At 36.8% G+C, this 26392-nt stretch carries 27 protein-coding genes and 1 rRNA gene; 21 read left to right on the top strand and 7 right to left on the bottom strand.

Going from position 1 to position 26392, the window contains the following annotated elements; all coding sequences use genetic code 11:
- Positions 1–3: 3 nt before the first annotated feature.
- Positions 4–119 (top strand): 5S ribosomal RNA (gene rrf / locus QBK89_RS04810).
- Positions 120–311: 192 nt separating this feature from the next.
- On the opposite strand, the gene QBK89_RS04805 is transcribed toward rrf, so the two are convergent.
- From QBK89_RS04805 to QBK89_RS04795, 3 genes are all read right to left on the bottom strand, one after another.
- Positions 312–1505, bottom strand: a complete 1194-nt coding sequence (locus QBK89_RS04805; RefSeq protein ID WP_284139883.1) for a dicarboxylate/amino acid:cation symporter — start codon at positions 1503–1505, stop codon at positions 312–314.
- 191 nt (positions 1506–1696) lie between these two features.
- Positions 1697–1891 (bottom strand): hypothetical protein, encoded by a 195-nt coding sequence (locus QBK89_RS04800; protein ID WP_284139882.1) that lies wholly within the window; start codon positions 1889–1891, stop codon positions 1697–1699.
- Positions 1892–1960: 69 nt separating this feature from the next.
- On the bottom strand, positions 1961–3214 hold the full coding sequence (locus QBK89_RS04795) for a BaiN/RdsA family NAD(P)/FAD-dependent oxidoreductase (protein ID WP_284139881.1): 1254 nt from the start codon (positions 3212–3214) through the stop codon (positions 1961–1963).
- A 153-nt stretch (positions 3215–3367) separates the two neighbouring features.
- On the opposite strand from QBK89_RS04795, the gene QBK89_RS04790 reads away from it, so the two are divergent.
- From QBK89_RS04790 to QBK89_RS04765, 6 genes are all read left to right on the top strand, one after another.
- Positions 3368–4990 (top strand): putative polysaccharide biosynthesis protein, encoded by a 1623-nt coding sequence (locus tag QBK89_RS04790; protein WP_284139880.1) that lies wholly within the window; start codon positions 3368–3370, stop codon positions 4988–4990.
- Positions 4991–5003: 13 nt separating this feature from the next.
- A complete protein-coding gene (locus QBK89_RS04785; protein WP_284139879.1) occupies positions 5004–5714 on the top strand; it encodes a pseudouridine synthase in 711 nt (236 codons plus the stop codon).
- Positions 5715–5738: 24 nt separating this feature from the next.
- Positions 5739–6308, top strand: a complete 570-nt coding sequence (gene thpR, locus QBK89_RS04780) for an RNA 2',3'-cyclic phosphodiesterase (RefSeq protein ID WP_284139878.1) — start codon at positions 5739–5741, stop codon at positions 6306–6308.
- Position 6309: 1 nt separating this feature from the next.
- Positions 6310–7230 carry an NERD domain-containing protein gene (locus tag QBK89_RS04775; RefSeq protein WP_284139877.1) on the top strand — a complete coding sequence of 307 codons (921 nt, stop codon included), beginning with the start codon at positions 6310–6312 and terminating at the stop codon, positions 7228–7230.
- 5 nt (positions 7231–7235) lie between these two features.
- Complete coding sequence (locus QBK89_RS04770) at positions 7236–8183, top strand: diacylglycerol/lipid kinase family protein (RefSeq protein WP_284139876.1); 948 nt, start codon at positions 7236–7238, stop codon at positions 8181–8183.
- Between the two features lie 74 nt (positions 8184–8257).
- The gene (locus QBK89_RS04765; RefSeq protein WP_284139875.1) at positions 8258–9073 is read left to right on the top strand and encodes a phosphotransferase family protein; all 816 of its coding nucleotides are present in this window, start codon (positions 8258–8260) and stop codon (positions 9071–9073) included.
- Here QBK89_RS04765 and QBK89_RS04760 read toward each other — a convergent pair.
- Positions 9060–9347: a YtzH-like family protein gene (locus QBK89_RS04760; protein WP_284139874.1), complete on the bottom strand. Its 288-nt coding sequence runs from the start codon at positions 9345–9347 to the stop codon at positions 9060–9062. The two genes, QBK89_RS04765 and QBK89_RS04760, sit on opposite strands and share 14 nt — an antisense overlap.
- Positions 9348–9431: 84 nt before the next feature.
- Between QBK89_RS04760 and trmB the strand changes: the two genes are divergently transcribed.
- The gene (trmB, locus tag QBK89_RS04755; RefSeq protein WP_284139894.1) at positions 9432–10073 is read left to right on the top strand and encodes a tRNA (guanosine(46)-N7)-methyltransferase TrmB; all 642 of its coding nucleotides are present in this window, start codon (positions 9432–9434) and stop codon (positions 10071–10073) included.
- A gap of 165 nt (positions 10074–10238) precedes the next feature.
- The gene (locus QBK89_RS04750) at positions 10239–11132 is read left to right on the top strand and encodes a YtnP family quorum-quenching lactonase (protein ID WP_284139873.1); all 894 of its coding nucleotides are present in this window, start codon (positions 10239–10241) and stop codon (positions 11130–11132) included.
- A 74-nt stretch (positions 11133–11206) separates the two neighbouring features.
- Here the strand turns inward: QBK89_RS04750 and QBK89_RS04745 are convergent, their stop codons facing one another.
- On the bottom strand, positions 11207–11521 hold the full coding sequence (locus QBK89_RS04745) for a PepSY domain-containing protein (protein ID WP_284139872.1): 315 nt from the start codon (positions 11519–11521) through the stop codon (positions 11207–11209).
- 206 nt (positions 11522–11727) lie between these two features.
- Between QBK89_RS04745 and QBK89_RS04740 the strand changes: the two genes are divergently transcribed.
- Both QBK89_RS04740 and QBK89_RS04735 read left to right on the top strand, forming a co-directional pair.
- On the top strand, positions 11728–12795 hold the full coding sequence (locus QBK89_RS04740) for a M42 family metallopeptidase (protein WP_284139871.1): 1068 nt from the start codon (positions 11728–11730) through the stop codon (positions 12793–12795).
- A 43-nt stretch (positions 12796–12838) separates the two neighbouring features.
- Entirely contained in the window at positions 12839–13339 is a 501-nt protein-coding gene (locus tag QBK89_RS04735; protein WP_284139870.1) for a DUF84 family protein, read from the top strand.
- 68 nt (positions 13340–13407) lie between these two features.
- Here the strand turns inward: QBK89_RS04735 and QBK89_RS04730 are convergent, their stop codons facing one another.
- Positions 13408–13848 (bottom strand): YtoQ family protein, encoded by a 441-nt coding sequence (locus QBK89_RS04730; protein WP_284139869.1) that lies wholly within the window; start codon positions 13846–13848, stop codon positions 13408–13410.
- Positions 13849–13995: 147 nt separating this feature from the next.
- On the opposite strand from QBK89_RS04730, the gene QBK89_RS04725 reads away from it, so the two are divergent.
- From QBK89_RS04725 to QBK89_RS04685, 9 genes are all read left to right on the top strand, one after another.
- Positions 13996–14517, top strand: a complete 522-nt coding sequence (locus QBK89_RS04725; protein ID WP_284139868.1) for a hypothetical protein — start codon at positions 13996–13998, stop codon at positions 14515–14517.
- Positions 14518–14639: 122 nt separating this feature from the next.
- Entirely contained in the window at positions 14640–14957 is a 318-nt protein-coding gene (locus QBK89_RS04720; RefSeq protein WP_284139867.1) for a thioredoxin family protein, read from the top strand.
- A gap of 28 nt (positions 14958–14985) precedes the next feature.
- A complete protein-coding gene (locus QBK89_RS04715) occupies positions 14986–15789 on the top strand; it encodes a DUF1444 domain-containing protein (RefSeq protein WP_284139866.1) in 804 nt (267 codons plus the stop codon).
- Between the two features lie 20 nt (positions 15790–15809).
- Positions 15810–16412 (top strand): YtpR family tRNA-binding protein, encoded by a 603-nt coding sequence (gene ytpR, locus QBK89_RS04710; protein ID WP_284139865.1) that lies wholly within the window; start codon positions 15810–15812, stop codon positions 16410–16412.
- 193 nt (positions 16413–16605) lie between these two features.
- A complete protein-coding gene (locus QBK89_RS04705) occupies positions 16606–18819 on the top strand; it encodes a DNA translocase FtsK (protein WP_284139864.1) in 2214 nt (737 codons plus the stop codon).
- Positions 18820–18904: 85 nt separating this feature from the next.
- Positions 18905–20020 carry a nicotinate phosphoribosyltransferase gene (locus QBK89_RS04700; protein ID WP_284139863.1) on the top strand — a complete coding sequence of 372 codons (1116 nt, stop codon included), beginning with the start codon at positions 18905–18907 and terminating at the stop codon, positions 20018–20020.
- A gap of 146 nt (positions 20021–20166) precedes the next feature.
- Positions 20167–21468 carry a UDP-N-acetylmuramate--L-alanine ligase gene (gene murC / locus QBK89_RS04695; protein WP_284139862.1) on the top strand — a complete coding sequence of 434 codons (1302 nt, stop codon included), beginning with the start codon at positions 20167–20169 and terminating at the stop codon, positions 21466–21468.
- Positions 21469–21750: 282 nt separating this feature from the next.
- Positions 21751–22158, top strand: coding sequence for a DUF948 domain-containing protein (locus tag QBK89_RS04690; protein WP_284139861.1), 408 nt, complete (start codon positions 21751–21753; stop codon positions 22156–22158).
- A gap of 20 nt (positions 22159–22178) precedes the next feature.
- Positions 22179–22595 (top strand): YtxH domain-containing protein, encoded by a 417-nt coding sequence (locus QBK89_RS04685; protein WP_284139860.1) that lies wholly within the window; start codon positions 22179–22181, stop codon positions 22593–22595.
- Positions 22596–22646: 51 nt separating this feature from the next.
- Here the strand turns inward: QBK89_RS04685 and QBK89_RS04680 are convergent, their stop codons facing one another.
- A complete protein-coding gene (locus QBK89_RS04680; RefSeq protein WP_284139859.1) occupies positions 22647–24773 on the bottom strand; it encodes a cell division protein FtsA in 2127 nt (708 codons plus the stop codon).
- A 178-nt stretch (positions 24774–24951) separates the two neighbouring features.
- On the opposite strand from QBK89_RS04680, the gene QBK89_RS04675 reads away from it, so the two are divergent.
- Positions 24952–26028, top strand: coding sequence for a bifunctional 3-deoxy-7-phosphoheptulonate synthase/chorismate mutase (locus QBK89_RS04675; RefSeq protein WP_284139858.1), 1077 nt, complete (start codon positions 24952–24954; stop codon positions 26026–26028).
- Positions 26029–26392: the final 364 nt, after the last annotated feature.

Raw genomic sequence — 26392 nt, 5'->3', positions numbered from 1 at the left:
TTGTCTGGTAGCGATAGCGAAGAGGTCACACCTGTTCCCATGCCGAACACAGCAGTTAAGCTCTTCAGCGCCGATGGTAGTTGGGGCATTGCCCCTGTGAGAGTAGGACGCCGCCAGGCGAAAGAAAATGGATACGAAATTCGTATCCATTTTTTTATGCAAAAAATGACATGTGCGTTATCTGTATGCCTTTTGCTTACAAACTCGCGCTAGAAAGCTACACCACCAAATTTGAAAGAAAACCAAAAAAAGTCAAGCTGCTCATCCCTTGGATGAACTGCCTGACTTAATTTATTTCCAGCAGTTTTTCTTTACTGTGCAGTTGTTCTTATTTCTTCTTCAACAGGATCTTTCTTTTTTCGAAAAGAGTTTATAATCGAAGTAATTGCACCATCTCCTGTTACATTACATGCAGTACCAATGCTGTCTTGTGCAAGGTATAGCGCAATCATTAGCGAAACCATTGTTGGATCAAATCCAAGCATTGTTTCCAATAGTCCAAGTGCAGCCATTACGGCACCTCCAGGCACTCCTGGAGCGGCAATCATCGTAACTCCTAGCATTAATATAAAAGGCATGATTTTAGAAAAGCTTGCCATATCGCCTTGTAAAAACATAACTGCTAATGCACAGCTAACAAGAGTGATTGTACTGCCTGATAAATGAATGTTAGCTAAAAGTGGAACTGTAAAGTCAGCGACTCGTTCGCGTACATTTAATTTCTTCGTTCTTTCTAATGTAACTGGAATTGTTGCAGCAGACGACTGTGTTCCTAAAGCTGTGAAATATGCAGGTAGCATTTTCTTTATCATGCCAAAAGGATTTTGCTTACTCAATGATCCAGCAACAGTGTATTGTAATGTTAAATATAATAGATGTAAAATAATGATCATAATGAATACCTTTGCAAAAACATTTAAAATGGTACTTACTTGACCAGCAAATGTCATATTAGCAAAAATACCAAAAATGTGAAATGGAAGTAATGGAATAATTACTTTTTCAATAACTAATTGGATAATATCTCGAAATTCATTCATTAAATGAAGCAATGTGTTCCCCTTTATTGCAGCGATTCCTAATCCAATAACAAAGGAAAGTAATAAAGCTGTCATGACTCCGATTGGAGGTGCCATTTCAAGCTTTAAATAAGTTGTAGCAAGACTTTCAGTTGGATCAGAAAAATTTTCAAGTGATTGTCCTTTAAGCATTGCTGGATAAAGGTTTTTAGCAACAAGAAATGCAATTACTCCAGCAATAATCGTTGATGTATAAGCGATTACCGCAGTTAGACCAAGCAATTTTCCTGCTCCTCGTCCCAATGTTCCAATACCAGGAGCAATAAATCCAAGAATTATAAGGGGGATAACAAAGCTTAAGAAATTTCCAAAAAGGCTGTTAAAGGTTGCAAAAATACGAATCGTCCACTCAGGAACAAAGGAACCGAGTAAAATACCTAGTATAATGGCAATTACAATTCTTATAAGTAGGTGAAATCCCTTCATTTTTTTCTCTCCTTATCAATTTAATTATTGACTACTATACTAGAGCAAGAGAGGGAGTGCAAGCATCTTTTGCCTTATATAAGATGGTTAAATTAAAATGCTGTTCATAATTGAATTTGTTTAAATTTGTTTTGCACCACATCTATTTAATAATAAAAGAAAGAAGCGTGCATTAACACGCTTCTAACAATTTAACTCATTCCGTGTGGGCCTAGGGTTTGTGTATCTCCTGTTCCAGAAGAACCAGTCATTTGTGAAACGAAAGGAATCATTTTTTGCATCGTTTGACCTATTCCTTGATTATTCTTTGTCATGGTATAGAATGTTGCTGCGCCAACTCCAACGGAGGCAATTAGTGGCAACCAAACTCCATTATTTTTTTGCATTTTATCATCCTTTCTGTTTTATCCCAGGCATTAATAGCGTGGCTTAATACAGAAAAATAATTACAGGAATCATATGCCAGCTAAAGCAGCATTCATACCAGCCAATCTGCCGGTTACTAAGGCAGAGGTAATGTTATAGCCGCCGGTATATCCGTGGATATCGAGGATTTCTCCACAAAAAAATAAGCGCGGCATTCGTTTAGATTGCATTGTTTTTGGCATTATTTCCTTTATAGAAACACCACCACCAGTTACAAATGCTTTTTCCATTGGTAATGAGCCATGAACGGAAAATGTAAACTGTTTTATTGTATTACAGAGTTTTTGAATGGATTCTTTTGATATATTAGCAGCATGATCGGTTGCTTCAATATCGTTTAAGGCTAAAATGAATGTAAGAAATCGTTCTGGTACAATTCCTTTTAATATATTTTTAATCGTTTTACGTGGATTTTTCTCACATAATGTAAGTAATTCTTTTTGTAACGCATCTTTAGATGTATTCGGTAATACATCGAGAACCATTTTTACATAGTTTTCTCCTTTTAATAGCTCTTTAACAACAAATTGTGAGCAACGTAAGACTGCAGGTCCTGATACACCAAAATGCGTGAAAATCATGTCCATTTGATGCGAGACAATCGGCTTGTTTTTTGCATTTAAGACAGTTAAGGAAACATCGCGTAGTGACAGTCCTTGTAATTGTTTCTTTTTAATGAAGTCCTCGTTAGATGTTAACGCAACCTCGGTAGGAAAGAGCGGAGTAATTGTATGTCCAGCCTTTTTTGCCCATGCATATCCGTCTCCAGTTGATCCAGTATGAGGCACTGCCTTACCACCGACTGCAATGATAATACTTTTTGTAGATATTTTTTCGGCTTGTAAAACAACCTGATGCTCGTTTTCACCATAATGAATCGCTTGAACGGCGGTATTTGTTTTGATCGTAACTCCCAATTCGTCTAATCGATTTAAAAGCGCGTTTACAACGGTTTTCGCTGAATTAGAAACTGGAAACATTCTTCCGTGATCTTCTTCTTTAAGTTTTACGCCAAGTGCTTCAAAGAAATCGATAATATCATAATTATTAAAAACAGAAAAAGCGCTGTATAAAAATTTTCCATTTCCGGGGATATGTTTAATGACTTCCTCCTGTGGCAACCGGTTTGTCACATTACAGCGTCCTCCGCCTGAAATAGCAAGTTTGTTACCGAGTTTATTTCCTTTTTCTAGTAAAAGCGTTTTGGCACCGTGTTCTGCTGCTGCAATGGCAGCCATCAACCCAGAAGGGCCACCGCCAATAACTATAACATCATACTTCAATGTGCATTCATTCCTTTCATCCTTATGTATCTTAACATGGATGAATGATTCACTCAATTTTCGAATGGAATCGGGATTATGTTTGTCCAACATACAAAAATATATGATAAAATAACGTTTAGAGTAAATTTAAGAAAAAACGCAGGTGACCAAATGTCAAACAATATTGTTAGAGGAACTGTTCTATTATCAGGAGCAGCATTTTTATCGAAAATTCTTGGAATGATTTATGTTATTCCATTTAATGAAATCGTAGGAGAACAAGGCGGTGCCTTGTTTCAGTATGCGTATAATCCATATAATATATTAATTAGTTTATCAACTGTAGGTGTGCCGTTAGCGGTATCTAAATTTGTTTCTAAATATAATTCATTAGGTGATTATCAAACAAGCATGCGCATGTTTCGAAGTGGACTATTACTTATGGCCATAACAGGTATCCTCGCATTTTTAACGTTGTTTTTTAGTGCAGAATGGATTGCCAAGCAAATTATTGTTGATGATAATAAAATGGGGAACTCAATCGAAGATGTTACGATGGTAATACAAATGGTTAGTTTTGCACTGTTAATTATTCCATCCATGAGTATTGTAAGAGGTTTTTTTCAAGGGCATCAGTCAATGGGGCCCACGGCAGTGTCCCAAATTGCAGAACAAATCGTACGTATTGTATTTTTACTTGTAGCGGTCTTTCTAATTATTGAAGTGGTTGATGGACCGATGCCACTCGCTGTAGGCTTTGCAACATTTGCAACGTTTATCGGCGCTATTGCCTCCTCTGTTGTACTTTGGGTGTATTGGCGAAAAAGAAAACCGTATATAGAAAGAAGTTTGATGCAGCAGCAATACACACATGACATTTCTACAAAGGAAATGTTTATCGAGTTATTCCGATATGCAGGTCCTTTTGTAATGGTTGGAATTGCTACACCTTTATACCAGCTTGTCGATCAGTTTACCTTTCATCGAGGAATGATGGCAATTGGTGAACTAGACATTTCAGAAATTGCTTTTGCAACAATTAATTTCTATGGACACAAGCTTGTAATCATACCAGTAACGATTGCAACAGGACTTTCTTTAGCCATTTTACCAGCGTTAACTGATACATTTACGCAAAATAGGAAAGAACTTCTTTTTAAACAAATTAATCAGGCGCTACAAATTATTTCTGTACTTGTTATTCCAGCTGCAGTAGGTTTAGCAGCGCTATCCTATCCAGCGTACGGTGCATTATATGGTATGAACCATATCGCTTTAACTGGATCCTTACTGGCCTGGTATGCACCAATTGCATTAATACTGGCCTTGTTTACAGTGACTTCGTCTATTTTACAAGGAATAAATCAACAGCATTTTGCAGTGATTAGTTTACTGGCAGGGCTTTTTGTGAAAATCTTATTTAATATTCCACTGATCCACTTGTTTAGTGCTAAGGGAGCAATCTTTGGAACTGCATTAGCATCTGGAACAGCGGTTGTATTAAATTTATGGCGAATTAAGAAGTCCATCCATTTTTCTTATCGTCAAACCTTTAAGCGAACGCTACTTGTACTTATTTTTTCAGCAATCATGTTTATTGCAATTGTAGCTACAAAGTTTTTATTCGGTATGCTCCTTCCTTATGAGGAATCGCGAACAGCTGCTGTAATAATGCTCATGATCGGTGTTAGTGTTGGAGGCGTGGTTTATCTATGGCTTGGTTACGCCTCTACTCTGTTAGAAAGAGTACTTGGAAATCGGGTACGTATTTTAGATAAAGTGTTTCGAAGATGAGGGAGGTAATTCCTTGCGATTAGACAAGCTATTAGCAAACACAGGCTACGGGAGTAGAAAGGAAGTTAAGACTTTACTCAAAAAGCGCTTAGTAACCGTTAATTCATTGATAATAACCGATGGTAAGCTTCATGTTGAGCCCAATGTTGACGATATAAAAGTAGATGGGCAGTCTGTGAGCTATCAAAAAAATATATATCTTATGTTGAATAAGCCGCAGGGGGTTATTTCTGCGACAGTGGATGATGAAGCCCGAACAGTGATTGATTTATTACCGTCATCCATGCAGCGGTTTAAACCTTTTCCAGTTGGGAGATTGGATAAAAATACGGAAGGATTACTTCTCCTAACTAATGATGGGCAGCTTGCGCATCGACTCTTATCACCTAAAAAGGATGTAGGAAAAACATATATTGCGACCATTCAAGGGAAAGTAACGATTGAAGATGTAGATAAATTTAAGAACGGTATCGTATTAGAAGATGGGTATAAAACAAAGCCTGCGCGTTTAAAGATATTGAAAAGTGACGAAGAATCGGAAGTTGAAATAACAATTACGGAAGGTAAGTTCCATCAAATTAAACGAATGTTTCGTTCCGTTGAAAAACGTGTCATATATTTAAAAAGAGTTTCGATGGGGAAGCTAACACTAGATCCTTCTCTGCCACTCGGACATTACCGTGAGTTAAATGAAGCAGAGATTGCTTATTGTCACTCATTGTAGTTGTAAAAGGGAGGACCATCTACTATGCAGTCAACCGCTCATTATTTTATCGCACTTCTTTTACCATCAAACGTTAAAGACATGCTTGCAGATCAACAAGCATATTTTAAAAAACAGATGCCATATAAGCAATGGACCTATCGAGAAGATTTTCATATTACAGTTAAATTTCTTGGGGCAGTTTCTCAGGAAAAAATGAAATTGTTGCTTGCAGAGCTTGAGGTAATAAAGCAATCGGATCCATTTTCGATTACGATTAAAGGAACAGGTACGTTTGGAAAAGAAGCGCAGCCACGCGTATTATGGGCTAGAGTAGAGACTTCGGAAAGCTTGGAAAATCTCTATCAGAACGTAGAGGTTGCTGTGGAACAAGCAGGATTTACTAAAGAGAGTCGTCCCTTCCGTCCGCATATTACCCTAGGAAAGAAGTGGGCCGGTCCTCCTTTATCAACTGTTCAACAGCTTGTGACGTCCTATCATACTGCCATCCATGCGCACGTTCACGTTCAAGAAATTGTAATTTATAAAATACATCCTTTGAAACAACCAAAATATGAAGTGATGCATCGATTTAACTTAAATGGTGGTGTTTAAAATGGCTCAATTAATTAAATTACAAAATTATATTACGAGGTATGAATGGGATATTTATCGGTATTCCACTCAATTCATTCGGTTAAAGCAGGAAAATTGGAATAAGCTCTATCATATTTGGAGTAACCCATCACAAGTAGAAGCCTTTGATAATGAAGAGGAAGCAGATAGTAAAATTCCGCGTTGGTTAAAATTTTTGAGAAGAGATTCGGATCAAAATCAACCAGAGATACAGGAGCATACGGATACTTTGCCAAGGTCTGAAATGGAGTTAAAGCAATATTTTTTAAATAAACTTTATCCCTTTCAACTCAAATGGGCTACTTCTACTGTAACAGATGTATCTTTTTTTGAAACAAAATATAGGATGGATTCTACACTTGCATTTTTCTTACAACGCTTTCCAGATAATTATTTAATTATGTACTACCCAATTTTTAATATTAAAAAAGCCCCTATGGAAACCGAAATAATCTTAATCACTCCTGTTGGCATTGAAATCGTCTATTTATTAGAAGGTTTATCAGAGGATGCTACTATTATGGCTAGTGATGAACGAACATGGTTTATCGAAGGAAAGCATAAAAACACAAAAATATTAAATCCGGTTATTGCTCTGAAACGAACTGAGAAAATAGTAAGAAGTATTTTAAAATCCAATGACGTTGAATTTTCTGTTTCGAAGACGGTATTATCTCGAAAGCACCAGATTATATTTTCAAACGAACCCTTTCAGACAAGGATAGTTGGTACACGCGAATTCGATAAATGGTTTCAAGAAAAAAGGTCACTGCAATCACCACTAAAGAATCGCCAATTAAAAGCAGCCGATGCGCTGTTAAAACAATGTGAAACCTCCTCTGTGAAACGTCCAGAATGGGAAGAGGATACATCTACCTTTACGTTTGTGGATGAGGTCTAAACTAAATGTATATTATTATTGTTAATCCAATTGCTGGGAATGGAAGAGGGTTAAAGGTTTTTGAAGAAATAAAAAAAACAAGTGCCTTTCAGCTCGTTTCGAGTAAGTGCTATAAAACAGAATATCAAGGACATGCGACTGAGATTGTTCGTAAATTGCATACATATAATGACGCAGATATTCACACAGTTATCGTTATTGGTGGGGATGGGACCTTTTATGAAGCAATTAATGGTTTAGGGACGAATCGTTATCCTTTCGCTTACATTCCTGCTGGTTCAGGAAATGATTTCGCGAGAGGGGCAGAAATTCAAGGGGATCCGGTAGCATTGTTTCAGAAAATTGTAAGTGGTGATGGAATTTCTACTTATTGGCTTGGAGATTATTATTTACAAGATAAAAGACGTCACTTTGTTAATAGTATTGGCTTTGGATTTGATGCAGAGGTAACGCATCGAGCGAACAGCGGATCATTAAAACGAATATTCAACGTCATTCGAGTTGGAAAGCTGAGTTATGTTTTTGCACTTTTATATACACTATTTCGCTTTCAGCCTTTTTCAATCGAGTTGGAAATTGATAATGAGAAACGTACCATTGATCAGCTGTGGATGACAACGGTTTCCAACCATCCATATTATGGTGGTGGTATGAAAATAAATCCAAGTGCTACGGTAGAAAAAGATTATGTAACGATTTTATTGCTTCATTCTATTTCAAAATGGAAGGTTCTCGGTTTGTTTATTACCGTTTTTTGGGGAGGACATACTCGATTTAAGGAAGTAGAAATTGTTAGAGCAAAGCAAATAGTACTGAAAACAAAGCAAGAGAAGTTTGTTCAAATAGATGGTGAAACGAGTACATTTCAAACATGTAAAATTAAAAAGCAACAATTACCAATTATTATTTTAGGAACAAATGGTGGAAAGAAGCTTTCTAATGTTGCAAAGTAATTTGATTTTAGATAATCTATTTACATGTTTGTTTTTTAGAGAATGATTATGATTATAGATTTGAGGAATGCACGGTGGATTGGTTTAAAAAGGTATTGAGTAAAGAATGGACAGTTACAGAAGCAGGTGGATTAACCGGAGATGCGTACCTTGCAGAAAAAGATGGCAGACGTCTTTTTCTTAAAAGAAACTCTTCTCCTTTTCTAGCTGTTTTGTCTGCAGAAGGCATTGTACCGAAGCTTGTTTGGACGAAGCGGATGGAAAACGGAGATGTTGTCACCGCTCAAGAATGGCTTGAGGGAAGACAGCTTCAACCTGAAGAAATGAAGAACCACCAGGTAGCTAAGTTGCTGCGAAAAATCCATCATTCCTCTGAATTGCTTTATATGTTAATGCGCTTAGGAAAGCGACCGATAACTGCTGAAACAAGATTGCAACAAGTTATAAAGCGTTTGTCCGCTTTACAGCTTGCAAATGAATATATGGAGGTAAAGGAAGCTCTTACGCATTTGGAGCATCTAATGCCCGCAACAACCAACAAAGAGCTTGTCGTTTGCCATGGAGATATTGATCATCATAATATTTTGCAAACAGAGGATAATCAGCTTTATTTAATTGATTGGGATAACGCAATGATTGCTGATCCGATAATTGATTATGGGATGATTTTAAAATGGTACATTCCATCAGAAGAATGGAAAACATGGCTTCAAACGTACGGGGCTAAAAGTGATCATCAAATGATTGAACGAATGTATTGGTATATCATTGTCGATACGTTAAATTATTTTGCATTTCATATTGAACGGAACGAAGCAAATCGAGCAACGAAACGATTAGAAAATCTTAGAGAGTTAAATGAACTTGTAGCAAAAACTATTCGAGGTTAATGCGATCAATCGTTTGTAACCATTGTTCGATATTGTTTTTATTTGAATCGATGTGCTCTTGCATATTTTGAACAGTTTCTCCTTTGATGCCGTAATTATATATTTCTGGCAGCATTTGTTGAAGCTGTTCATCTGTAATATGATTTTGTGCAATCATTGTTTTTACAAGACGTTTAATTTGCTGATATTCGGCTACTTCCCCATTTAAATCTGTTTGGTGTTCATCCAGAATATCGCTTAATAATGTAAGTAAATGGCTCGTATTTAATGTCATGGAATCACCTCTAGGAATAGTTTTTGTTTATTATTAGAAATTATGTATAAAGAATATAACGTATAGAAGGAAAGAGTGAGTAAAGTGCGACAACGAAATAAGCCTTGGGCAGATGATTTTATAAAAGAACATCACGAACTAATTATTGCAGATCCGACTAATCATAAAGGAAAGTGGCAGCAGCTTTTTGGAAATACGAATCCGATTCATGTTGAAATAGGAACCGGTAAAGGGCAATTTCTTTGTGGTATGGCTAAGCAATACCCAGATGTGAATTTTATTGGTATCGAATTAGCAAAAAGCGTCATTGTAACTGCCGCTCAAAAGGTATTAGACACGGAACAAAAAAACATCGTGCTTTTAAATGAAAATGCTGAAAACATCGCAGAAGTGTTTAATGAAAACGAGATTTCCACGATTTATTTGAATTTTTCCGATCCATGGCCAAAAAATCGTCATGAAAAAAGAAGGTTAACTTATCACACGTTTTTAGATAAATATCAACATATAGTGGAAACAGATGGACAACTAATTATGAAGACAGATAATCAAGGGTTATTTGAATATTCTCTAGTTAGTTTTTCACAGTATGGTATGAAATTAACGGAAGTAAATTTGAATTTGCATCAAGAAGCAGATCCTACGAATATTCAAACGGAATACGAAGCGAAATTTTCAGCGAAAGGACAACCTATTTATCGCTGTAAAGCATCGTTTAAGAAATAAGAAGCCTTGATTCTCTAATCAAGGCTTTTCTCTTTATATAAAATGAATGAGAGCGTTTGCAAGCGGAGAAGGTATTCGGTAAACTATTTTTAAAGGTGTTTTTGGAAACAATTCTAAAAAAAGAACATTTCCTGTTCTTAATATACATAATGGGGGGAGATTGAATTGGAAAACTTGCAAGTTGGCAGAGCTTCGTTATCTTGGCTTCAAGGGGGAGTTAACTTTTTGGATGGAGGTGCGATGTTTGGAGTAGTGCCAAAAGCATTATGGAGCAAAAAATATCCTGTTAATGAACAAAATCAAATCGAATTACGTACAGACCCTATTCTTTTATTAGTTGATGGAAAACGGATATTAATTGATTCAGGGATGGGAAATGCTAAATTAACAGCAAAGCAAGTGCGAAACTTTGGAGTGCGTGAGGAATCTGCGATTGAAAAGTCGCTAGCAGCACATGGATTGACTGTCGCAGATATTGACATTGTCTTAATGACGCATCTTCACTTTGATCATGCGTGTGGACTGACAAAACCTGTTGATGAGCATAACTATGAGCCGGTTTTTCAAAATGCAGTTATTTATACTTCTGCTATCGAATGGAAAGAAATGCAGCATCCAAATATTCGATCGATCAATACGTACTGGGAAATGAATTGGAAGCCGATTATTTCGCAGGTCAAAACGTTTGATAAGGAGTTAGAAATTGTTCCCGGTTTACGAATGATTCATACAGGTGGTCATAGTAATGGGCATTGCATTATCGTATTTGAGGATGGTGCGGATTGTTTTATCCATATGGCGGATATTATGCCTACACATGGACATCAAAACAAGCTTTGGGCACTGGCTTATGATGATTATCCGGTGGATTCGGTACATGAAAAGGAGAAATGGATGCAATTTGGCTATGAAAAAAATGCGTGGTATACGTTTTATCACGATGCATACTATCGAGCCATTAAATTTGATGAGAGTGGTAAAAAGATAGATGCGGTCGAAAGACAACGCTATGCTTATCCAGAAAGTAATGAATCGGGTTATAAAAAAGAAAATAGCTAATTGAAAAAAATAAAGGTAAGCTCATAATCATCGAGCTTACCCTTTTATTTCCAAGGAAATAATATAGCTAACGGTTATGTTGTTTCAATCGAATCAATGACCGCTCCCGTTTCTGTGTCTACGTAAAATTCAAACTGCTTATTTTCTCCATCGATGTTTCTAGTAACTCCGCCACGATAAGCTTCGTAAATTAACCCGTTTTTTTCTACTTCCTCTGGCTTCATATAAATCCATGAACCACTTATTGGACCTTGTTTTTTAAATGTATCTTTCGCATTTTTTAATGCTTTCTCTGGTGTGATTTTTTGTAGCTGATCCATTTGTCTTTTTGCTAAGTATCCAGCTGCAACACCAAGACCTGCAGCAAGAATAACTTTTTTTCTACTCATCATTTCACCTCTTGCAAAGTAATTTTAGCTTTATTAATTTTTCATAAATACACGTTGGTAACAATTGTTACTTCTATTTTTTAGTATACATGATGTGCGTGCAAATAGAAAATATTATTGAATGGAATCAAGACGATTTGTAGAAAAAATATGGAGATATCCGTTATACTAAATATATTACATATTTGAAGAGGTGACGAGAACGAATGAAACACGATACGATGGAATTATTTAAAACATTAACAGAGCTTCATGGTGCCCCAGGAAATGAAAAACTTGTACGCACTTTTATGGAATCGCAATTAGAAAAATACGCAGATGAATTAATTCACGATAACCTCGGTGGAGTCTTTGGGGTTAAAAAAGGAACGGGTCCAAAGGTAATGGTTGCTGGACATATGGATGAAGTAGGCTTTATGGTGACCAAAATCACAGAAAATGGCATGCTACGTTTTCAGCCACTTGGAGGCTGGTGGAATCAAGTTCTATTAGCCCAACGGGTTCAAATATTGACGGAAAAGGGACCAGTAACTGGTGTTATCGGTTCTATTCCTCCGCATAATTTAACGGATGAGCAGCGTAAGAAGCCGATGGAAATTAAACATATGCTCATTGATATCGGAGCCGATGATAAGGAAGATGCAGAAAAAATTGGAATTAAGCCAGGTCAAACTGTCGTTCCGATTTGTCCATTTACACCAATGGCAAATCCTAAAAAAATCCTTGCTAAAGCATGGGATAATCGGTATGGCTGTGGGTTAGCCATTGAATTGCTCAAAGAAGTAGCAAATGAAACACTTCCAAACGAATTATATTCTGGTGCAACCGTACAAGAAGAAGTAGGATTACGTGGTGCACAGGTTGCGGCAAATATGATCAAACCGGATATATTTTATGCGTTAGATGCTTCACCAGCTAATGATATGTCTGGTGATAAAAAGGAATTTGGTCAATTAGGAAAAGGAGCATTGCTTCGAATTTTTGATCGTTCTATGATTACGCATAAAGGAATAAGGGACTTTGTTCTGGATACAGCTGAATCGAACAACATTCCTTATCAGTATTTTATTTCTCAGGGTGGCACTGATGCTGGTCGTGTTCATCTAACTGGAAATGGCGTACCTTCTGCAGTAGTGGGTATATGTTCACGATACATTCACACATCAGCATCTATTATTCATGTGGATGACTACGCTGCCGCAAAAGAATTAATTGTAAAGCTTGTCAAATCTACGGATCAAAATACGGTTGATTTAATAAGAGCAAATAGCTAGTTTTCTGTAGCTTAAAAGCTTTGGAAAGATGTTGGAGGGTATTATGCAAATTAGAGTTGGTTCGAAAAACCCAGCAAAAATAAAAGCAGTAGCACAAGTTTTTCCAGAGGCAGAGGTTATTGGAATGGATGTTCCTTCGCATGTTGCTGCACAGCCGTTTTCAGATCATGAAACAAAGCTTGGCGCTGTGAATCGAGCAAAACAATGCAGCAATGTGAATCCACCTTTCATCGGAATCGGACTTGAAGGTGGTGTCATGAGAATGGATGACGAAATGTACCTATGTAATTGGGGTGCATTGGTGACACCAGACAGTCGGATTTATACAGCAAGTGGAGCAAAAATTCCGTTGCCAAAGAAAATTAAGAGCCAATTAGATGTAGGAGAAGAACTCGGCGATATAATGGATGCTTATGTTCAAAAGAAGGATGTTCGAAAACAAGAAGGAGCTATTGGGATATTTACCAATGGTCATATCACCAGAAGTGATATGTTTGAACATGTTGTGAAAATTCTTCGTGGCCAATGGGAATACATGAAATAATAAAATAGAACGAAATAAGAAGGCTATCCTAAAGTCAATTATTTGACAGATAGGATAGCCCTGTTTGTTTATTCAAAAATATAAGCTAACACATCTAAAGCTTGATCGACGGTTTCAACAGTTACATTTGCTTTATTAGAAAGCTCTTTTAAAGGATGAATAAGAGATTCAGGACGAACTATAATCGTCGGTTTGTTCATCGCAATTGCAGCACTGGCATCCATTGCTGTATTCCATTGCTTGTATTTTTCACCAAAGAGTGCAATTACAATGTCTGCTTTTTGCATTAATACTTGTGTTCGTAAATTATTTATACTTGAAGCTGCATCGTCTTTAAAGAGTTTGTTCGGTTGTTGTCCTAGGATATCTTCACCAACATTATCAGAACGATCATGATTTGTTTGTGGAGCTACAAACGTAAGTGGTAGACTCTTTTCTTTCGCTTTCTGTGCAACTTCCTCACGCCAGTTGTCATGAATTTGTCCTGCTAGATAAACGGTTAACTCCATGTAATTCCCTCCATTTAAAAATCTCTCACCTCCATATTAATCAAAACACAACAAAAATTAAAGCGTTTCAAACGTTCTCCTTGCAAATTTTATGATTTCTAGTAAGATATAAATGGACATAATAGGCCTTAAGTAGGGGGAAGCAAATTGAAGCGACCAACATTATTAGTCATTCTTGCTTTAGTAATATTTATTGTAGGGCTGACAATATCAGAATATAAATCAGAAAAGACAATCATTCAGGATGCACGAAAAATAGCAGAACGCACCTTCAAAAATGCAGCAAATGAGGGTGAAAATAGTGAGAAAGCAGATTTGCCTTTTTATCTACCAAAAGGTTTTCATGTAACGGAACAAGATAAAAACAATATTATTTTAGAGAATAAAGAGCAAACATTCCTTATTTTTAATAACGGATTAGAATCAGCGGACAGTGAGCTGAACTATACTGCAGCGGCACGTAATGAAGATGCACTTCTTATCGAATCATTTCAAGATAAAGAAAAATTCGGTTATATTCGAATTGTTCCAGATGAGGAAAATCATTATGAGCTGCAAGTTGGAGTAGGCGGTGTAAAAATAACGACTTTTACACCAAAGACAAACTTGGAAAATGATGCAAGGGAATTAATGAAAATAGCACTCTCACTAGCGTTCCAAAATGAATGAATAGTAGCTATCCATATTAATTTTGGATAGCTTTTTTATTCCTATGGAGTGTATAGCGAATTAAACAACATCATTGAAAGTAAAGAAAAACAAAGCTATTATAAGAATTGGGAGTTGATAAGATGCAATTATTAGAAACAATGGAACAGTATAATGAATTGATAAGCAAAGATAAGGTAGTTCTTTTATTCACGGCAGATTGGTGTCCAGATTGTCGCGTAATAGAGCCAATCTTACCTGAATTAGAAGATAGATTTTCGGATTATACCTTTGTAATGATAAATCGAGATCAATTTATTGAGCTTTGCCAAGAACTAGATGTATTTGGTATACCAAGCTTTATTGCCATGCATAAAGGGCAGGAAGCTGGTAGATTTGTAAGCAAGAATCGAAAGACAAAAGAAGAAATTGAACAATTTTTAGAAGATCTATTTGCGTAATGCTTGCTAGAGACGAGGAGGAAAAGCGATGAAGATGACTAGTATTAAATTGAAGAACATACTAGAGCAGCAGCTTTCCAACCCGAATTATCAGACGTCATATGATCGGAACAATGATACATTCCGGATAGAATGGAAAGATACGAAGCAGGGCGTAACGATAACTCTTCCAAATGTTGTAGCTAAATTTAATGCTCGTGGAGAGGTAGCAATTGAAGAACTAAAGGAGCATATTGAGGAATCCTTGCGCATTATGAATCAAACTTATTCCTTACAAGGAATGGAAAAAAATATCTATCCTGTAATCCGAGCCGCTTCCTTTCCAACGAAAACTAAGGCAGGAGAAGCGCTCATTTACAAGGAGCATACCGCGGAAACACGTGTTTATTATGCGCTCGATTTAGGTAAATCGTATCGATTAATTGATGCACCTTTACTAAAACAAGAAGGCTGGACAGCGGCTCATATCGATGAAATAGCGACCTTTAATTTACGTTCATTACGAAATGATGTGAAAAAGGATACAGTTGCGGATAATGATTTTTACTTTGTTGCTATGCAGGATGGATATGATGCAAGTCGCATACTGAATGAGGCATTTCTAGAGGAAATGAAAGCAAATAGTAAGGGTGAACTAGCCTTATCTGTTCCGCATCAGGATGTTTTTATAATCGCAGATATACAAAATAAAATGGGTTATGATATTCTTGCTCAAATGACGATGAAATTTTTTGCAGAAGGACGAATTCCGGTTACATCGTTATCTTTTGTTTATGAGGATAAAAAATTGACCCCTATTTTTATTTTGGCTAAAAACCGCCCAGAAAAATAACTTAGAAATGAGTGAGTTGAATGGATGTTTTTTATAATCCGAATGGTATTGGAGATGTGCTTATTATCCCATTAAAAGAAGGAAATAGGTATGAAATAAAGCATGAAATATACGGACCAATTGTTAAAATTACCGACAATCATGGAGAACGATTAGGCTATAATATTTTGGAAGCATCGAAGCATTTGCAGCTTCATTCAACTGGTCGGATAACAATGAATGAGCAGCTTTTAATGGAGCTGGAAAAGTTATTTCAAACGCATCAGCTTCAAGATGAGCTTGACTTCGATTTAAGCCCGACGTTTGTTGTTGGTTATGTGTTAAATAAAGAAGCCCATGAAAATGCAGATAAGCTTAGCGTGTGCCAAGTTGATGTAGGCACAGAAACATTACAAATTGTTTGTGGCGCTCCAAATGTGGACAAAGGACAAAAAGTTGTAGTTGCCAAGGTTGGAGCAACGATGCCTAGTGGATTACGAATAAAACCGACAGAATTACGTGGTGTTCCTTCGAATGGTATGATATGCTCGCAAAAAGAGCTTGGCTTGCCGAATGCACCGCAAGAAAAAGGAATTTACGTATTAGAGGATACGCATGAGATTGGTGACGCCTTTCAGGTCTAGTTTCTCAAGCTTTTTATAATATAAAGCAGCCCAGGTCTTCAGACATGGGTTGCTTTATTTATAAGGTTGCACGCATCTACCGATATAAAGGGAGAACATCGATTGCGAATATTTACCAAGAATCCTGCAAAAGAAGGTATAAAACTGGTAGAATATTAGCTAGAAATGAATTCAAGGAAATGAGTGAACATATATGTGGGATAAGTGGAAGAAAAAGATAGAACACTTTATTTGGAAGGAAGTAGAGGTAGAAGTAGAGGTTGATGATATAGAAACGAAAAAACCACAATATCCTATCGGCTCGGTTCAATCAACTGAAGTAGAAGCAAAGATAGCTTATCAATATCCAAAAGAGACTCCTTTTCGATTTCCGGTAATCCCGGATTCGACTGAAAAAGTGAATCCAACTGAAATTCCAGCATATCAGCGTCGGGCAAAGAAGACGAGAGAGTATGATCATAAAATTAACAATGAAGTAAAAGACAATAATTATCGTCGAGTTAAGGATGAAAAAAAGCCGTTTCAACCAACAAATGTTCCTTCTCCGATTTACGGCTTTCATCCTCGTAGAGCCAGTCAGAAAGAAGAACTAGAAAATGTACCGGCATTTATGAGAAAACAGCAATATTTGGACAAAAAAGAAAGTGAAACACTAATCGAAGAGAATAAGCAGCAGGAACAACCTTTATTTAAGGACCAACCTGCAGCTACAGTAAATACGGAGGAGCAAGTAGACATTTCTACTTCAGTTCCTAAACAAGATACCGATTATTCTTTCGCTGAAGATAATTGGAAAGAGCAAAAAACGGAACCGAATCAGCTAGAAGTGGATAAACAGAAATCAAAACAAAAGCCATATTCAAATACTAGTGTGGTAGCAAGTAATAATACTTCTTCTGTTCCTTATAATGTCATGATGACACCAAAAGATAAAAAGCGTTTACAGGATAAAAGAGACATAAAGAAGATAGAGCAAAATAAGGAATCGTCAGCATCCGTTCCACTTCATTTATTAGATGATCCAGAAGTAAAAGGGAACGAAAATTCGATATGGGTGGAGGAGCAGCAGCAACTGCTTGAGAAAACGTTAAAGCATTTTAATGTACGTGCAAGAGTGGTGAATGCAACGCAAGGTCCTGCTGTCACTAGATTTGAGGTTCAACCTGAAATGGGTGTTAAAGTAAGTAAAGTAAAGAACTTAAGTGACGATTTGAAGCTGAATATGTCAGCACGGGATATCCGTATTGAAGCACCAATTCCGGGGAAAAATACAATTGGAATCGAAGTGCCTAATCCACAGGCAAGCATGGTAGGATTACAAGAAATTTTGGAAACAGAACAATTTAAATCAAGTACCTCTCCGTTAACGATTGCATTAGGCCTCAATATCGACGGTTCACCGATCGTAACGAATATTCAAAAGATGCCACATGGAATGATAGCGGGAGCTACTGGTTCAGGTAAAAGTGTTTGTATTAATACGATTTTGCTTAGTTTGCTTTATAAAGCAAACCATGAAGAAGTTAAATTTATTCTTATTGATCCAAAAATGGTTGAGCTTGCACCTTATAATGGTATCCCTCACTTAATTTCTCCAGTCATCACAGATGTAAAGGCTGCAACAGCAGCGTTAAAATGGGCTGTGAATGAGATGGAAGAGCGGTATGATCGTTTTGTTCAGGAAGGTGTACGAGATATTAAGCGATTAAATCAAAAAATGGAGCAACAAAATCGACTTGATGAAAAAATGCCTTATATTGTAATTATCATTGATGAATTAGCAGATTTAATGATGGTATCTCCGCAGGATGTGGAGGATGCGATCTGTCGAATTGCGCAAAAAGCACGTGCATGTGGGATTCATTTATTATTAGCGACACAACGACCGTCCGTAGATGTAATTACAGGCTTAATTAAGGCAAATATACCGACGAGGATTGCATTTAGTGTATCTTCACAGGTTGATTCGCGAACAATAATTGATAGCGCTGGTGCAGAAAAACTGCTCGGTAGAGGGGATATGTTATTTGTCGAAAATGGAGCTGGAAAAAGCATTCGCCTTCAGGGACCATTTGTATCAGATGATGAAATTGAACGTGTGACAGACTATGTGCGAAATATTGCTCCTCCTAATTATTTATTTGAGCAGGAGACATTGCTACAACAGCTATCTGTTGACGAAGAAGAGGATGAACTTCTTCAGGAAGCGATTCAATTTGTAATGGCACATAATAGTGCAAGTACTTCTTTATTGCAAAGACAATTTAAAATTGGCTATAATCGAGCAGCAAGATTAATTGATGCGTTGGAGTCAAAAGGCATCATCTCAGGTCAAAACGGAAGTAAGCCACGGGATGTTCTAATTACGCAAACACAACTGGAAGAGTGGCAGGATAATATGGATTAAGCAACGTACTTAACTTGTTTAATTGGAGACGTTTTTATATGATAGTATAGATGGACTATAAAAAATAGTATCAAGGGAGAAAGTCATGAAAGAAATTGAAGAAAAACTAAAAGGGAAAATAGATCGTTTAACCAACCGTACGTTCAAATTCGATAAACGGATTAGTGAGGGATGGTTCTCGGCAGTATATTTTTTAAAAACAAAAGAAATTGCAGAAAAGAAGCTTCCTGATAATTATGTGACGATGCAGTTTTTTCAAAAGGATGAAGCGGTGCTTTGTGGAACAGATGAAGCTATTGCACTCGTTCATACATTTGCAGAAAATCCAGAAACATTGCAAATATATTCGTTGAAGGATGGCGATAAAATCAAGCCATATGAATCTGTATTAACGATATCGGGTGCTTATCAGCAATTTGGTTTTTTAGAGGGGATAATCGATGGCATACTAGCTAGGAGAACATCAGTCGCTACAAATGTATATAATGTAGTGAAAGCGGCTAGATCTTCTGGTAAGCAAAAACCAGTTATTTTTATGGGAGATAGAGATGATCATTATACACAGCAAGCAGGAGATGGTTATGCAGCATTTATAGGTGGCTCTACTGCACAGGCGACCCATGCTATGAATGAGTGGTGGGGAAAGGAAGGTATGGGGACAATGCCTCATGCACTTATTCAAATGTTCCGCGGGGATGTTGTTGCTGCTTCAAGAGCATATCATGAAATGTATCCTGAGGATGATTTAGTTGCGCTTGTTGACTATAATAATGATGCAATTACTGATTCGTTAAAGGTAGCACGCCAATTCGGGAAGGATTTAAAAGGTGTACGCATCGATACATCCAGAACATTGGTGGATAAATACTTTTTACGAAACCATCATTTAATGGGAACCTTTGATCCGCGCGGGGTAAATCCAGAGCTTGTATTTGCTTTAAGAAAGGCATTAGATGAGGAAGGCTATCAGCACGTGAAAATTGTTGTTAGTGGTGGGTTTGTAGAAGAGCGAATTCGTCATTTTGAGAACCTCGGAGTTCCTGTTGATATGTATGGAGTTGGTGGAAGTCTGTTGAAAATTAACATTGGCTTTACTGGTGATAATGTCTTATTAAATGGAACACCATCCGCCAAGGAAGGAAGACGTTTTCGTCCTAATCCGCGACTGGAAAAGGTAGAGTATCATAAACAAACAATGTAAACGGTCTTATTCTTCGGGAATAAAAAGCAGTTTCGCTCCTTGTTATCTTTTGCTATAATTATCGATATTGGTGAATTATTCACCTAGGTTAATTGATATTGGGAAAAAGATATTTTTCCTACATATATATTTGGAGGTTCTTTTATATGACAACTTACCATTTTATTGGTATTAAGGGAACGGGAATGAGTGCACTTGCCCAAATACTTCATGATTCAGGTGAAACCGTTCAAGGCTCGGATGTGGAGAAACGTTTTTTTACGCAAGAAGCAATAGAGGCAAAGAACATTCCGATTTACCCTTTCTCAGAAGAAAACATCAAGGATGACTACACCGTTATAGCGGGTAATGCGTTTCCTGATAATCATGTTGAGATAAAGGCTGCGAAAGAACGTGGAGTAACCTTTTACCGTTATCATGAATTTTTAGGGGAATGGTTAAAGCAATATACAAGTATTGCTGTTACAGGTGCTCATGGAAAAACATCTACAACCGGTTTACTTGCCCATGTGCTAGATCATGCATTTCCAATTTCCTATTTAATCGGAGATGGTACTGGAAAGGGCCATGTGGATAGTAAATATTTCGTTTTTGAAGCATGTGAATATAGAAGGCATTTTTTAAAGTATGAACCGGATTATGCTATTATGACAAATATTGATTTTGATCATCCAGATTATTTCTCAAGTATTAATGATGTATTTGATGCATTTCAGTCCATGGCTGATAAGGTAAAAAAAGGAATAATTGCATGTGGGGATGATGAACAATTACAGCAAATCCAGGCAAAGGTTCCGGTTGTTTATTATGGATTTTTACCTACAAACGATTTTCAAGCGCAAAATGTGATGCAAACCGGAAATGGGACTTCCTTTGAAGTATATGTTCGCAATACGTATTATGATACGTTTACGATACCAATGTACGGGGATCATCATGTACTTAATGCTTTAGCTGTAATCGCAATTTGTCATTACGAAGGTATTGACACAGATATAATCAAGCATATATACTCCTTTCAAGGTGTAAAGCGTCGCTTCTCAGAGAAAAAAATAGGCAATCAAATTTTGATTGACGACTATGCGCATCATCCAAAGGAGATTACGGCGACGATTGATTCAGCTCGAAAAAAATATCCAGAAAAAGAGATTGTCGCTATTTTTCAACCACATACATTTACAAGAACAAAAACGTTTTTACAGGAGTTTGCAGATAGTCTTAATCTAGCCGATCATGTTTATTTATGTGACATATTTGCATCTGCAAGAGAAGAAAGTGGACAGCTAACAATTCATGATTTACAAAAGCTTGTTCACCATAGTAATATCCTTACGATGGAAAATATCGATACATTGTCCAGCCATACAGATCATATTTTAATCTTTATGGGTGCTGGAGACATTCAAAAATTTCAGCAAGCGTATGAAACCAACATCTCACAAGTTTAATTTAACCAATAGATGAAACAAAAGAGTCTAGTAATGAAAATCATAGACTCTTTTTGTTATAATTAAGATATAAAGTTCTAAAATGATGCAGGATTTTTTTAGTCTTTGTCGAAATTAGTACATAGTTACCTTACTTTTTGAGGCATACTAACATAGGTTATGTTTAACGAACAAAAACGAGGGTAAATAATAAAAAGAATCGTTAACTTTGGGATTTACATGTGAGCAAGCTATACTTTCCACATAGCAATAAATAGAATAGAGAAGGAGCTGTTATCTTATATGGAAAGTCTTTTATACATTTCTGCAATCATTGCGGCTGTTGCTTTTGCCGTTCTGGTTATTTATTTGGCAATCACTTTGAAAGCAACACAACGCACCTTAAACAATGTCGCTAATACGTTAGAAGGTTTAGAAAAGCAAATGGAAGGAATAACTTCTGAAACAACCGAACTATTAAAGAAGACAAATCAATTAGCAGAGGATGTTAATCAAAAAACATCGAAGCTAGATGGTATCTTTGATGGAGCAAAGGGTATTGGAGAAACGATAAAGGACTTTAATAGTTCACTTCGTCAGCTTTCAACTAGTATTACGGAGAATGCTTACCGAAATAAAGACCAAGCATCCCAGGCTGTGAAATGGGGAGCGGCAATGGTCGATTTATGGAAGAAAAGCAAATCTAAATAGATATTAGGGGAGGAATTTACATGAGTGATAATGTGAATAGTAAAGATTTTTTAATTGGTACGATACTGGGAGCAGCAGTTGGAGCTGGTTTAGCATTAATGCTTGCACCAAAAGCAGGAAAAGAGCTTAGAGAAGATATTAATGAAGGTGCATTAAAGGTAAAAGAACGTGCTTATGAATGGAAGGATAACGCACAAGTGAAAGGAATCGATTGGAAGGAAAAAGCGTTGGTGAAAGGAAATGAATGGAAAGATAAGGCAGTACAATCAACTTCTGAATTAACGAAGACTGTTTCACAAAAAACACAGGATCTGACCAATACGGTGCAAACGAAGCTCCAAGAAAAAAGAAAAAAAGAAGATGAAGCTTTAGAAGCAGCGAATGACGTAGCAGAACAAATGGAAAAGGCAGCGGATGAACTAGAAAAAGAAAAGTAAAAAAAAACTTCTTTCCATCTTTAAATGGAAAGAAGTTTTTTTAGACCCACTTTATGATTTGATGGAAAGACGGTCACCCGTTTGAATAGGATCGTCAAAGCTGGACACGTTTTTATTTTTGTATAACTTAAAGTTTCCTGTAATAGTTGCCAAATCAATATCCACAAAACGGAATACATCTTGAAAGATGAAGGATACGTTTTTTTTCTCTGTGATGGAGATTTCATCGTTAGGATGTAATGTTTCTTGTTCATCTAATTCTACTCCATTTCTTGTAACAACAAGCTGTTTTTGTTTTAATGTTACAGGCTGATCATTGAACGTAATAGAAATAGTCGTCCAGTAATTTTTATCAAGCTGCTTTAAAAGGTCATGCACTGTCGGTTCTTTTGCATAAGTGACTTCTAGGAGGTCACGATGCTTTAATGGATGCTCTATTGAAGTAGCCTTTCCATTCACAAAGAACGTTGTTTCACCAGCTTCTAATGCTAGATTTTTATAATTAACGATAATTTCAAATTGTTTGTCCGCTAACAAAGTGTCACGTTTTATAAACTGGAGGAAATCTCGTATTGTTTTCGGCTGCTTTAAATCAATACGATCTTTATCTTTAATGTAAGCATGCTTAGAAGCTTTTTGCCTATTGATATAAATTTGTGGATCTACAGTGTATTCTTGTTCCTCAAAGTTTACTGTAATTGTAGGCATCTCCCCAATAAGCTCTTCTACTGTAATAATGGAAGCAGTCCCATCTGCGCCTTTTTCTACTTGTAAAATATCACCATTATGAATTCTATCATCAACTGTTACTGGAACACCGTTCAACGTAAGTTGTGGTGGGTTTCCATATCCCCCTGGAAGGGTTATTTCTTTTCCATTTAGCTGAATCATCGCTGCCATACCTGGTCGACCGTAATATTTTCTTATCTCTAATCCCGCTTGAACACAGGCATCTCCTACGGTAAGTTGCTTCATCTCAAACATGCGAATTGTTTTACCATTAACTCTTACGGAAACATAATGTACAGGATTTTGAGTTGCTGCAATTGCGATTCCAATTGGTGTTACATAATCTGGACCAGTAGGAAGCAGGTCAGTTTGCTCGAGCTGTTCAATGGCATCTATTCCTCTTACCGCAACTCGATTTGCTGGTAATTGTAGCTTCGTTGCAAGCACTTTCGTTAGTTCGGGTGTTAAACTTCCCCCACCAACAAGCATTACAGCCTTAGGAGAACGATTATTCAAGCGGTATATTTCTTCCGCGATTGCGTCAGCGAGCTTCTCGATACTTGGACTAATTTGGGAAACAAGTTCATTATATGTAATGGTAGTTTCGAATCCTAAAATATCAGCAACGACATCTTTTCCATTGTCAACGATATTTCGCTTTGTTTTTTCTGCTTTCGGAAAATCAAGTAAATATTCATCACTAACCGCTTCGGTAATTTCATCACCAGCTACTGGCACCATTCCATATGCAACAATCGTTCCTTTATCAGTTAAAGCGATATCACTCGTGCCTGCGCCAATGTCAACGAGTGCAACATTGAGCCTGCGCATAGAGCTTGGAATTAACACATCTATCGCTGCAATCGGTTCTAATGTGAGTGCTTCCATTTCTAGGTTTGCCCGAGAAAGTGCAGCAATTAAAGATTCTACGACAACCTTAGGTAAAAAGGTAGCGATGATCTCTACTTTTGCTTCTTCACCAGCTTGTTCTAATAGGGAACCAATTTGATCGCCATCCAATTTAAATTGAAGTACAGAATAGCCGACACAGTAATAATCATGGGACTTAACGTGGTTCTCTTGTGCAATAAGCTCTAATTGTGCTGTATGCACAGCACTTAACTCTAAATGTTTAATGGTTTCCATATTGGAAATTGGTTGTTGATGTAGCTCCATGGAGGCTGTTGCTTCTATTGTTTTTAAAGCTCTACCAGCTGCTGCTACACATACCTTTAGCAGTGGACCATGTTTTTTTTCAAGGTGTGCTTTTACTTCTATTATTACTTCGGCTACCTTAACGACATCGTGAATTTGACCATCTTGCATGGACCTTACTTTGTGTTCAACCATATGATAATCAATAAGTTCAAATGTATCTTCACTTTTTTTAAGAATAATTCCTGTAACAGAACGTGTACCGATATCTAGTGCAAAAATTAAATCGTTCATTTAGATTAATTCCTTTCGCAAGTAATCTAGAAAATATGCTTCTATTTTTCTAGCAAAACCGTTCAGTATTAATATCGACTTAATTATAAACTTATTAATGACAAAGGAAAAATTTTTAGCTATAATTGTCTCTAATTATTATTTTGACTCGAGAAAAAACGTTAGGGGGAGGATTTCAATGAGTAATTTGAAGATGGATCAATTACGCGCTGAATTGGATGAAGTAAATTTGAAATTATTACAATTGATCAATCAACGCGCGAAGCTTGTCCAAGAAATAGGTGCGATTAAAAATAAACAAAGTATGAAACGGTTCGATCCGGTGCGAGAACGGGAAATGCTAAACAAAATTGTAGAACAGAATGAAGGGCCTTTTGAAAGTTCAACGATTGAACATATATTTAAGGAAATTTTTAAAGCTAGCTTGGAGCTGCAAGAGGATGATCATCGTAAAGCATTGCTTGTTTCTCGAAAGAAGAAGCCAGAAGATACGATCATTCAAGTCCAGGATACGTCAATTGGAAATGGAGCAGTACAATATGTCATCGGTCCTTGTTCAGTGGAAACGTATGAACAAGTTGAAAAAGTTGCAGCTGCAGTAAAGCAAAGAGGAATTAAATTCTTGCGCGGTGGTGCTTTTAAACCACGTACTTCACCATATGACTTTCAAGGACTTGGCTTAGAGGGATTAGAAATCTTGAAGAAGGTAGCTGATAAATACGATCTTGCTGTTGTAAGTGAAATTGTTAATCCAGCGCATATTGAAAAAGCCCTTGACTATGTAGATATTATTCAAATTGGTGCAAGAAATATGCAGAACTTTGAATTGTTAAAGGCAGCAGGTGATGTAGATAAGCCTGTTCTGCTTAAGCGTGGACTATCAGCGACAATAGCAGAGTTTATTAATGCTGCGGAATATATTATTTCTAGAGGAAATGGCAATATTATTTTATGTGAGCGTGGCATTCGAACATATGAAAAAGCGACAAGAAATACACTAGACATTTCAGCCGTTCCAATATTAAAGAAAGAGACACATCTGCCTGTTATGGTGGATGTTACCCATTCAACTGGTAGAAGAGATTTATTATTGCCAACGGCAAAAGCGGCACTTGCTATCGGTGCAGATGGTATTATGGCAGAGGTGCACCCAGATCCAGCCGTTGCATTATCGGATTCGGCGCAACAAATGGATATTCCAATGTTTCATCATTTCATGGATGAAATAACGAAGCTTCAAAATCAAATTAAGTGAATTGGAAAGAGTCTGGGACAAAACAATTTTTCATCTAAAATTACCGAACGAAATATGGACGACAATAACTTACATTTAATTAAATGAAATAAATCGAGCATTTGAAATGGGTGAGACTTCCTTCGGGAATAGCACGAGCCGAAAATCTACTCGGAAAAGCAGACTTTCTTTTCCGAGTTAGGTGAGGCCGTGCCCGAGGAAATCGAACCCATTTTCAAACTGTCATGAAATTTTTTGGATTTTAATTTAAATACGCTTGTTTTAAATCATCTTTTTTGCTTTTATCTTATTAAGAGACATAATTGTAGTCATCTATGCTAGATAATGGTTTATTCGTATTTAATTTCACATACTCTTTGTAATT

Source organism: Virgibacillus sp. LDC-1, from assembly GCF_030137545.1.
In the GTDB taxonomy this organism is placed as follows: Bacteria; Bacillota; Bacilli; order Bacillales; family Amphibacillaceae; genus LDC-1.
This window is presented reverse-complemented; position numbering and strand designations above follow the sequence as displayed.